The sequence below is a fragment of the Acinetobacter sp. GW821-FHT01C12 genome, assembly GCF_059422625.1.
Genome location: NZ_JBWKXD010000018.1, coordinates 1 through 10,263, shown reverse-complemented (window position 1 = coordinate 10,263; position 10,263 = coordinate 1). Strand labels below are relative to the sequence as shown.

Below are 10,263 nucleotides of genomic sequence, written 5' to 3'. Positions count from 1 at the left end.
AGCGGGGTGTTTTTTTATGCACGGTGTTTATAGCGAAATGAAACAGATCTCGTTATATTAAGCTAATTGATGACTGATTAAGCTTGTGCATTGATGCAACTGAACTGATTTTCTGTATCTCTCATCATGATCATTATTGAAGTAAGGGATATAGAAAGAGTCGAGCTATTGAACCAGCCGTTTCTTTATGCTAAAAATTAAAGCATTACGATAAAAACAGTTAATAATATGTTGATTTTCCAATTTTTCTTTACAGATTATGATGGTGAAGAGGTTTTACCCACTCAAAATCAGTATGCATCTATCGATGAAATCATAGAACTAATGCAATCTGTGTTAATCAGGCCAGAAAACTTTTTAGGGATCGTTGATAAAAATGATCGTACTTTACAGTTTATCGTTAATGATGATTATTCATTAGATGCAGATATTCCTGTTCCTGATCAAAAAGGCTCTTATACAAAAACAATAAGTTTGCATGAAGCGGTTAAACTGGTTCAAAAACAAACTGAACTGATTCAAATTGATGCTATTGAAGGAATGGCTTTTATGAAGTGGTAAGTTTTTTACTTTAATTGTTTTTAGTGTATTCAAAATAAAAAACCTCAGACATCCATGCCTGAGGTTTTTTGTATTGGTTCTGAGGTATAACTCCTGTCGTACCTTTCGCTATCCTGCGTTATCGTCCTATCTTATTCTTGTTTTTAATGGAAACTTCCTGTTTCCTGATGTGTTTATAGTATTAAAATTTAGCTGTTCTGCCTACACGCATAATTCGGCAGACCATGTAAGAAAAAGCTTACATGATCATAAACGGGTATTCTCTATTAAAAATGGGCATTTAAACCAATATAAGGCCCTTTAAAATTAAACTTCATATCACGGTTATCTAAATCACTGAGTTCGATATTTAAAACACGGTAACCCACTTTGGCACCAAGATCTAAAACAATAGATTTAACAAAATCATATTGAATTTCAGCCTGAGCATCCGTGATTTTTACATCATTGACATTGGTATAAGTCGCCTCAGCTTTTGCGCTTAAACCTGTAAATGGTAGTTTTGCGCCAGCTTCTGCATAAAGGATCGGTGCATATTCATCAATATCAACATTTTGTGAAAATTGCTTTACAGTACCGTTGAGTTTAGTTGCCCCTACACCGACATCAGCTTTTACAATGTTGTCTAAGATTTCATAGTAAAGAATAAGATCTGTATGGTCTAAATCAATTTTAGTTTTAGCAAACTCATTATTAGACTCAGTTTCAGTATCTAACTTGGTATATTTTAATTTTACATTGGGAATGATTGGAATCGGGTGCTCAAAAGCAACAGAGGCTTGAATCGTGCCTTTGGTATCTAAATCATGTTTTGCGTTTAGCCCAGTATAAGGATCTAATAATAAATTATCTGTCCCCGTTTTGTTGGATAGACTGGATGTTTTGTGGTTGATTTGAGAATCTCCACCAATACTCCAATAACTAATATCACCTTTTAAACCAATAAAATCAGCTTGAGCAAATGAACTTAGACCTAGGGCTGCGATAAATAAGGGTAATTGAATAGATTTCATATGTCCTTCTTGATGAAATGATTTTTCATCCTATATTTTTGTTACTTAAATACATTTCAATACTGTACCAACTGAAGGCATGATATAGGGGTTTATCAAATTTTGCATTATTAAAAAGATTAAATCGAGGGTGTAGGATGAGTGATTCTATTGATCAAGCAGTGATTGAATTCCCACTTTATGTCGCCAATAAAGCGATTAAATCAGGGCAATGGCTTGAAGTTCATGATAAATTTTCGGGGAAAATTTATGCAAAAGTGGCTTTAGCGGATGCAAAAATTTTAGAAAAAGCCATCAGTGCAGCTGTGAAAGCAGAGAAAGAAATGGCTGCTTTAAAACCATTTCAGAAGCAAAAAATACTGTTACATTGTGTTCAGCGCTTTAAAGAGCTCCGTGAAGAATTAACCCAAATTTTAATTATCGAAGGTGGAAAGCCTAAACTTGCTGCAGCAGCTGAGGTTGAAAGGCTGATTAATACTTTCCAACTAGCGGCAGATGCAGTCTCCACAATCAATGATGGTCATTTAATGCCTTTGGCTGTTACCGCTGCGGCTTCTGCATATCGGGGGATGGTACAACATGTGCCGATTGGCGCAGTGTCTCTGATCAGTCCGTTTAATTTTCCTTTGAATTTAACAGCACATAAAATTGCACCAGCAATAGCAGCGGGCTGTCCATTTGTATTAAAGCCGGCAAGTTTGACGCCAATTTCCGCATTAAAAATCGCAGAAATTTTGGCTGAAACAGATTTACCAAAAGGCGCATTTTCAATTTTGCCTTGTCCACGAGAGCATGCTGATGTGCTAGTGACGGATGATCGCTTTAAGCTGCTCAGTTTTACCGGTTCTGATCAAGTAGGTTGGGATATGAAAGCACGTGCTGGTCGTAAAAAAGTAACCCTCGAATTGGGGGGGAATGCAGCTGTTTTAATTGAACCTGATACAGAAATAAGTGATGCATTGATTGATCGAGTGATTGGTGGTGCATATGGGCATGCGGGGCAGGTGTGTATTAGTGTGCAACGAATTTTAGTCCATGCTGATATTTATATAGAATTTAGAAAAAAAATCTTAGCAAAATTGAAAAAAGTATCTGCTGCAGATCCACATGTAGAAACCACGATAGTGGGCCCAATGATCAAGGAGGCAGAAGCGATTCGTTTAAAAAAATGGGTAGATAAAGCGGAGAAAAAGGGTGCGAAAATCTTAATTGGTGGCACTTTAAAAGGGGTTTTATTCGAGCCAACTTTGCTTGAAAATGTCGATGAATCTCTTGAAATTTATCAAAATGAAGCATTTGGCCCTGTGGCAATTTTAGAAAAATATAAAACATTTGAGAAAGGTATCGAACTGATTAACCGAGGTCGCTTTGGTTTACAAGCTGGTGTATATACTCAAAATCTCAATAAGATGCTTTATGCATGGGATCATCTACATGTGGGCGGGGTAATTATCAATGATATACCCACCTTCAGAGTTGATAATATGCCATATGGTGGTGTGAAAGATTCGGGTTTAGGTCGTGAGGGAATTCAGTCTGCAATTGGTGATATGCAGGAAGAGCGCTTACTTGTGATCAAACAATAAGTTAATATTCAAAGGGGCTACGGCTCCTTATTTCTTTGAATTTTATATATAGAGTTAAAAAATGATAATAAAATTTTTCAATTCATTATTTTTAATGATTTTACTTTGCTTACTGAGTGTGCAAATTTGGGCATTTCAATCTGAAAAACTGGTAAATGATGCACGTTCTCAGATTTTGAAAACACTTTATTATGATCCTGCTTATACTCAGTTGTCTTATCCAATGGGTGATGTTCCATTGATCAAAGGTGTATGTACAGACGTGGTTATTCGCGCCTTACGCCATCAAGGTATAGATCTGCAACAACGTATTCATGAAGATATGAAAGCCAATTTTAAAAAATATCCACAAAAATGGGGTTTAAAAGCAACCGATCGAAATATTGATCATCGACGGGTTCCAAATATCATGACCTATTTTCAGCGTCAAGGTTATCAAGTAAATGATCAAAAGTATCAAGCAGGTGATATCGTGGCATGGGATTTAGGTAAAGGTTTAACCCACATTGGTATCATTTCAAATAAAACCACAATGTTGTCAAAAACACCTTTGGTTATTCATAACATTGGTTCTGGAACACGTGAAAATGATATTTTGCATGAATATAAAATCATTGGGCATTATCGACTACCCAAGACGGTCAATTAGAAATAGGCAATTCCAAGCAAAATAGCTAAAAATTAACCATGTGTGATGAAAAGAAAAAAAAACCTGAGAAAATGGACACAAATTACAGAAAAAGCGCTGCAAAACGAGTATTGTTACAACATTAAACAGTAATCTTGTTGATGCACTTTAACCGAGAAGTTTGCAAAGTTACTGGTTTGGAATAATAACAAAGCACCCAAAAGGTGCTGTTTTATTCAAACAACAAAATTTAAAATTGGTACTTCTTTTGCTCGCAGATCACAATGAAAAAAAGCAGCATTTGAGGACATCTACAGAATTAGGTGTTTTATGACAGAATCTCGTGAAAACTGGACATCACGATCAGGTTTTATTATCGCAGCTGTTGGATCGGCTGTCGGTTTAGGTAATATTTGGCGCTTTCCTTACATTGCTTATGAAAACGGTGGCGGCGCTTTTTTAATTCCATATTTAATTGCACTTATCACGGCAGGTTTGCCACTGTTATTTTTAGACTATGCGACAGGGCATAAAAGTAATACTTCCCCTCCTAAAGCCTATCGTGCTTTATTTAAAGGGGGCGAAACTTTAGGTTGGTGGCAAGTCTGTGTCTGTATCATTATTGGTTTGTACTATGCCAGCGTACTGACATGGGCTGGCAGTTATGTTTATTTTTCTGTAGGTCAATTGTGGGGAAGTGATCCTGAAAACTTCTTCTTCAATACCTATTTACAAACTTCAAAATCAACAAGTTTTGATTTTCAATTTGTTGGTCATTTATTTTGGCCAATTGTAGGAATCTGGGCATTAACGTTGATCATCTTATTTGGTGGTGTGAAAAAAGGGGTTGAATTATCCAATAAAATTTTCATGCCTTTACTGTTTATTCTGTTCACGATTCTTGTTATTCAAGCGTTGCGTTTACCCGGTGCAGTTCAAGGTTTAAATGCTTTCTTTACACCAAACTGGGCAGCGATGTGGGATTATAAAGTATGGCTTGCAGCATTTGGTCATACGTTCTTTTCACTCTCTGTTGGCTTTGGGATCATGGTGACTTATGCCTCGTATCTTAAACCAAAAACCAATTTAACAGGCTCGGGCCTCATTGTTGGTTTTGCCAATGCGTCTACTGAAATCCTTGCGGGGATTGGTATCTTCGCGGCACTGGGCTTTATGGCATTTTCAGCAGGCAAGCCTGTAGATCAAGTGGTCAGTGGTGGTATTGGTTTGGCATTCATTGCTTTCCCGAAAATCATTTCTAGTTTAGGGACTGGTGCGGATTTATTCGGTTTACTGTTCTTCTCTTCTTTATTTGTTGCGGGTATTTCTTCAATGGTGAGTATCCTTGAAGTGCCGATTGCAGCGATGCAAGACAAGTTAAAATGGGGACGTAAAAAAGCCGTAAGCATCATTGGTGGTGGTAGTGCGCTGGTTTCAATTTTCTTATTCTCTAGCGTGAATTCGATTAAACTGGTAGATATCGTCGATCACTTTATCAATAACATTGGGATTATTGGCGGTGCATTATTGTCAATTATTTCGATAGCGTGGTTTAAGCGTTCGGCATTGATGGAGTTACGTGATCATGTGAATCGTATTTCAACTGTGCAGCTTGGTAAAGGTTGGGATTTCACTTTAACCGTAATCACTTCTTTAATTTTGCTGGTCACTTTAACTATGACCGTTTTTAGCTTGATTAAAAATGGATACGATACCTATAGTTCAAGTATGTTGATGTTCTTTGGTTGGGGCAGTGTGATTTTCTGTGCTGTTATTGCTTTAGTCCTTAGCAAAATGAAAGATCGATAGGAGCGTCAAAATGAATACTTCTGCAATCGTGATGATGATTATTTCAATGGTGTTTTTATGGGGTGGGTTGATTTTATCGATCCTACATTTGATGAAAAACCCTGAAGAACTGGATGAAGTTCTGGAAGAAGTTAAAGATCACCATACCCTTTAAACTTGAGTCAAAAAAAGCAGGCTATTTTGCCTGCTTTTTAATGCGTTTTTTAAGCTGTTTTTTGAATTCGGCAATAATAGAAACCATCACCATGATGCGCTTCAGGCAACAATTGACGACCGTGAATTTGTTCTATTCCCCAGTTTGCGTCAATCTTGATTTCTTCAGCATCTGCATGTTCAGCAAAAAACTCGACCATCTGCTGTTCATTTTCAACTTTTAGAATTGAGCAGGTAATATAAAGTAGTGTTCCACCAACTTTAAGCTGCTGCCACATATGCTTTAAAATTTGCTTTTGCAGATCGACCACTTGCTGAATATCTGTAGATTGACGCAATAAGCGAATATCAGGATGACGACGTAGAACACCAATAGCAGAACAAGGTGCATCCAATACGATGCAATCGACCAACTCTTTAGGCACCCAGGTTGTAGCATCTGCTGTGATGATTTCAACTGTTGCGTCAACATTTAATTCAAGGCGTTCCAAGTTTTCTGAAACACGCAATAATCGTTTAGCATCATGATCAAGTGCGATTAATTTTTTAGGATTGAAACGTTCTAAGATATGAGCTGCTTTACCACCCGGTGCTGCACAAGCATCGATAATGACTTTGTCATCTAAGTTGGGTAACAATGTTGCACACAATTGAGCATGTTCATCTTGAACAGAAAATCCGCCTTCTTCAAAGCCAGGTAAATGAGTAATATTCCCCGTTTGTTCCAGAACTATACCAACATTTGAAAGTGTACAAGGACGAGCATCAATCTGTTCTTCATCTAAAATATCAAGATATTCATCACGACTAATTTGACGCTCATTGACACGCAGCGTTAGTGGAGCAACTTGTTTTAAATTTTGACAGATTTCAGGGAGTCGATCAGCCCAATCTTTTTTAAGTCGTTTGAACAGCCAGCTTGGTAAACCATGGGTATTATTCAAAGCCGTTTGAAACTCAGTTGTTTCACGTGAAACACGACGAAGGATGGCATTGACCAAACCACTCATCGGTTCAAAACCTAATTGCTTCGCTGCATTGACAGTTTCTGAAATCGCCGCATGTGCAGGAATACGGGTGCATAAAATCTGGTATAAACCCAAATATAAGCAACTTTCTAGTGCCTCATTGTCTAACGGTTTTGTGAGCAAGGGTAAGGTAATTGCTTTTAAAGAATACCACTGACGTAAACAGCCCAAAGTAAGCTCATGGTATAAACCACGATCACGTTCAGAAACAATATTGATATGTTGGTTTAAAACGGAAGCCAAAGACTGTCCATTTTGAACAGCTAAAAGTGTTTTAACCACTTGTGCGCGCAAATTCAAATTTTTTGCAGATGATTGAATTTGGCTCATGCGAATATATTTCCTACTGAAAGTTTATGGCTTTGTATAATTTGTACAGGGTTAATGGCTTTACCACCTGGCCATTGTAGGCTAGTCAGACAAATCACACCATCTCCACACAGCACATGTACACCTTGTTTGTTCATTTCGATAATGGTCCCGGGTGCTTCGCCATTGGCTGTAAGGTCTGAAATTTGAGAATTCCATACACGTAAATTATTGCTTTCATCTATTGGTGTAAATGCGACTGGCCAAGGATTGAATGCCCGAATATTGCGATCAAGTTCAACTGCTGATTTAGTCCAATCAATTTGCGCTTCAGTTTTTGTGAGTTTATGTGCATATACCGTAAATTGTTCATCTTGCACTTCACGTGCATCTAAATATTGTTGTAATTTTTGTTCTGATTCTAATACCGCACAAATTGCTTCAGCGCCTTGGATCGCAAGTTTTTCATATAAAGTCGCTGAGGTTTCTTGTGCTGTGATTGGGCACACTGTTTTAAAGATCATATCGCCTGTATCTAGTCCAGCCGCCATTTTCATGATCGTAACTCCGGTTTCAGTGTCACCTGTTGCAATGGCTCGCTGAATCGGAGCGGCACCACGCCAACGTGGTAGCAAAGAACCATGAATATTTAAACAACCATAGCGCGGTGTATCTAATACGGCTTGAGGCAAAATTAAACCATAAGCTGCAACCACCATTACATCTGCATTCAAAGCTGCCAATTCTTGTTGAGCCGCTAAGCCTTCGTCTGTCGATGCTTTAAAATGGAGTGGTTGATAGACGGGTAAGTTGTTTGCGAGCGCAAGTTGTTTCACGGCTGAAGCTGTCAATTTTTGTCCACGACCTGATTTACGGTCGGGTTGAGTATACACAGCCACAATTTCGTGATCAGTTTCAATGAGTGCTGCTAAAGCAGAAGCTGCAAATTCGGGTGTACCTGCAAAAATGATCTTCAAAGGTTATGCTCAGATTAAATTTTAAATTGAATTATAGCAAACCTGATTATGCGGTGGCGTTTTCAAATGAAAATACGGGATTTTCTATGTAAAAAATAAAATACGATCAATTGTATATTTTGTTTTGATCACTTATCTGATTTGAAAACAGTCAGCAGATGTCTTTTTTACAACACCCTTAAAATTCGCGTAAATCTAAATTAACCAACATTCATTTTTAAAATAAATATCACTTTTTTATATAAAATTTTTCACTTTAAATTGATAGAAATAGGTCTTATTTTTAACTTAATCTAAACAAATAGATGATTTAGAGATTTAAACTAGAATTATTGTGACCTATTTCGCAGTAAAAAATTGTTAACTGAATAACCATAGGCAGTTAATCGAAATTTAACAATATGTCAAATGCAAACTAAGTCTCACATTATTTTGATAAATGTGACAAATTTTGTCACATGCTCAATTTAAGAACAATATGTATTTAATAAATCTTAATGTTTTTTGATTGGTGTATAAATTGCTGATTTATAGATATAAAAATTAAAAAATGTATGGTTAATTTGCTTTTTATTTAAAAGTTTAGACCATGTGTTTAAAAAAATAAAATAAGTGAAATATATCTCAATTTTTCTATTGCTTTAAATGTATGTAAATTGTTAAATAAAAAAAATTGTACATTTTATATGCATTATTGAGGCGAAATCAGCGGCTGTAATGCACCTCCTAAAGGAAAAGTAATATGAATAAGATCTACAAAGTGATTTGGAATGCGACTTTGTCGGCATGGGTTGCAGTTTCTGAATTGGCAAAAGGGAAAACCAAGTCTTCTAAGATCACAGGCTCTGTCGGGGCAGTTGTTGCTATTGTTGGGGCTATCAGCTTTTCGCCAGATGCATTCGCGGGAGGTTATAGTGCTGGTGGTGGTAATATTAATGCTGCTTGTAGCAGTACAAGTACAACAACAGGGCAAACTGGTGCTATTGCAATTGGTGGAGGGGATCAAGCCCCTTGTGCAAGCCAACCATATGCAACAGCTATTGGTAATAATGCAAAAGCAGCTAGTCGTGGTTCTATTGCTATTGGTAGTGGGGCATATGCAAACTCAGGTGAAAATGTATTAGATGGTAAAGGGGCAGTTGCAATTGGTAATGATGCTGTTGCAATTGGGAAAAACTCATTTGCCCTAGGTGCACAAGCCTCTGTTGTTGAAGACAATACCGTTTCTTTCGGTCATGCGAATGGCGATGCAAAATATGTAGGTGGTGTCGCGAGTGGTGCATGGACAGATGATCGCTTTATGAGAGTAGCGAATATTGCTAATGGTTATAAAAATAATGATGCGGTCAATGTTTCACAAATAAAACCACTTGCTACAGCACTAGGTACAACGGTTGATGCAACAACAGGTGTAGTTGCACCTCCAAGCTATACTATTACTAAGACAGATGGAACAAGTTATGCTGCAGTTAATACAGTACCTGCTGCTTTAACTAACTTAAATAGTGAAATAACAAAAGCCATTACTTTTGCAGGTAATACAGGAACTTCAGCAAATAAACTTGGTTCGACTCTGAATATCACAGGAACAGGTTCTACAGCAGGTTCGTATACTGGTAATAATTTAAAAACATCTGTGAGTGGAAGTACCGTTAGCATCCAGATGGCAGAAGCACCTGTATTTACAGGCACTGTAACTGCTGGAAATTTAGCAACAGGTGGGACTTTAAGTGTTACAGGAGTTAGTAATTTAAATGGTGGGGCAAATTTAAACAGTCAAAAAATTACAAATGTTGCTGCAGGTGCTGCAGCAGGTGATGCCGTTAACTTTGGTCAATTAACTACTACCAATCAAAACGTAAGTAATTTGACGACAACTGTTACCAACCAAGGTACTGATATCAGCACCTTAAAAGGTGGTTTTAACTTACAAACCAACGGTAAGAACAGTGGTGCGATTAAAGCGGGTGACACGGTTGATATTGGTGTAGCAACGCCAGGAGATACTAACCTTACCGCAACCAAGACAGGTAACAATGTTGCGTTTGCTTTAAGCAAAGACTTGAACTTAACCAGCGTTACCACAGGTAATACCGTGATTAACAACGCCGGTGTAACCACAGATAAAGTGACTGTTGGTACTGTGGTGGTTGATAAAACGACTGGGATCAATGCGGGTGGTAAAAAGATTACCAATGT

Annotated in this window: 9 protein-coding genes; 6 read left to right on the top strand and 3 right to left on the bottom strand. The window is 37.5% G+C overall.

Features of this window, described 5'->3' with window-relative positions:
* Window positions 1-228: 228 nt before the first annotated feature.
* Entirely contained in the window at window positions 229-561 is a 333-nt protein-coding gene (locus tag AC07WY_RS21290; RefSeq protein ID WP_419316007.1) for a hypothetical protein, read from the top strand.
* Between the two features lie 266 nt (window positions 562-827).
* Here AC07WY_RS21290 and AC07WY_RS21285 read toward each other — a convergent pair whose 3' ends face one another.
* Window positions 828-1,574 carry a TIGR04219 family outer membrane beta-barrel protein gene (locus AC07WY_RS21285; RefSeq protein WP_494737057.1) on the bottom strand — a complete coding sequence of 249 codons (747 nt, stop codon included), beginning with the start codon at window positions 1,572-1,574 and terminating at the stop codon, window positions 828-830.
* Between the two features lie 137 nt (window positions 1,575-1,711).
* On the opposite strand from AC07WY_RS21285, the gene AC07WY_RS21280 reads away from it, so the two are divergent.
* The 4 genes from AC07WY_RS21280 to AC07WY_RS21265 all read left to right on the top strand — a co-directional run bounded on the left by AC07WY_RS21280 (window position 1,712) and on the right by AC07WY_RS21265 (window position 5,751).
* The gene (locus tag AC07WY_RS21280; RefSeq protein ID WP_494737056.1) at window positions 1,712-3,160 is read left to right on the top strand and encodes an aldehyde dehydrogenase family protein; all 1,449 of its coding nucleotides are present in this window, start codon (window positions 1,712-1,714) and stop codon (window positions 3,158-3,160) included.
* A 61-nt stretch (window positions 3,161-3,221) separates the two neighbouring features.
* Window positions 3,222-3,809 carry a DUF1287 domain-containing protein gene (locus AC07WY_RS21275; protein ID WP_262084744.1) on the top strand — a complete coding sequence of 196 codons (588 nt, stop codon included), beginning with the start codon at window positions 3,222-3,224 and terminating at the stop codon, window positions 3,807-3,809.
* 309 nt (window positions 3,810-4,118) lie between these two features.
* Window positions 4,119-5,597 (top strand): sodium-dependent transporter, encoded by a 1,479-nt coding sequence (locus tag AC07WY_RS21270; RefSeq protein WP_056515740.1) that lies wholly within the window; start codon window positions 4,119-4,121, stop codon window positions 5,595-5,597.
* Window positions 5,598-5,607: 10 nt separating this feature from the next.
* Complete coding sequence (locus AC07WY_RS21265) at window positions 5,608-5,751, top strand: methionine/alanine import family NSS transporter small subunit (RefSeq protein ID WP_004718897.1); 144 nt, start codon at window positions 5,608-5,610, stop codon at window positions 5,749-5,751.
* 49 nt (window positions 5,752-5,800) lie between these two features.
* On the opposite strand, the gene rsmB is transcribed toward AC07WY_RS21265, so the two are convergent.
* Window positions 5,801-7,108 (bottom strand): 16S rRNA (cytosine(967)-C(5))-methyltransferase RsmB, encoded by a 1,308-nt coding sequence (rsmB, locus tag AC07WY_RS21260; RefSeq protein ID WP_494737055.1) that lies wholly within the window; start codon window positions 7,106-7,108, stop codon window positions 5,801-5,803.
* Complete coding sequence (fmt, locus tag AC07WY_RS21255) at window positions 7,105-8,064, bottom strand: methionyl-tRNA formyltransferase (protein ID WP_494737054.1); 960 nt, start codon at window positions 8,062-8,064, stop codon at window positions 7,105-7,107. The genes rsmB and fmt overlap by 4 nt, the downstream gene beginning before the upstream one ends.
* Before the next feature lie 742 nt (window positions 8,065-8,806).
* Here fmt and AC07WY_RS21250 point away from each other — a divergent pair.
* A partial coding sequence (locus AC07WY_RS21250) for an ESPR-type extended signal peptide-containing protein (RefSeq protein ID WP_494737053.1) occupies window positions 8,807-10,263 on the top strand: 1,457 nt, incomplete at its 3' end.

Coding starts and splice junctions, on each gene's coding strand:
- AC07WY_RS21270 (WP_056515740.1), top strand. CDS start 4,119: ATGACAGAATCTCGTGAAAACTGGACATCACGATCAGGTTTTATTATC.
- AC07WY_RS21265 (WP_004718897.1), top strand. CDS start 5,608: ATGAATACTTCTGCAATCGTGATGATGATTATTTCAATGGTGTTTTTA.
- AC07WY_RS21290 (WP_419316007.1), top strand. CDS start 229: ATGTTGATTTTCCAATTTTTCTTTACAGATTATGATGGTGAAGAGGTT.
- rsmB (WP_494737055.1), bottom strand. CDS start 7,108: ATGAGCCAAATTCAATCATCTGCAAAAAATTTGAATTTGCGCGCACAA.
- AC07WY_RS21280 (WP_494737056.1), top strand. CDS start 1,712: ATGAGTGATTCTATTGATCAAGCAGTGATTGAATTCCCACTTTATGTC.
- AC07WY_RS21275 (WP_262084744.1), top strand. CDS start 3,222: ATGATAATAAAATTTTTCAATTCATTATTTTTAATGATTTTACTTTGC.
- AC07WY_RS21285 (WP_494737057.1), bottom strand. CDS start 1,574: ATGAAATCTATTCAATTACCCTTATTTATCGCAGCCCTAGGTCTAAGT.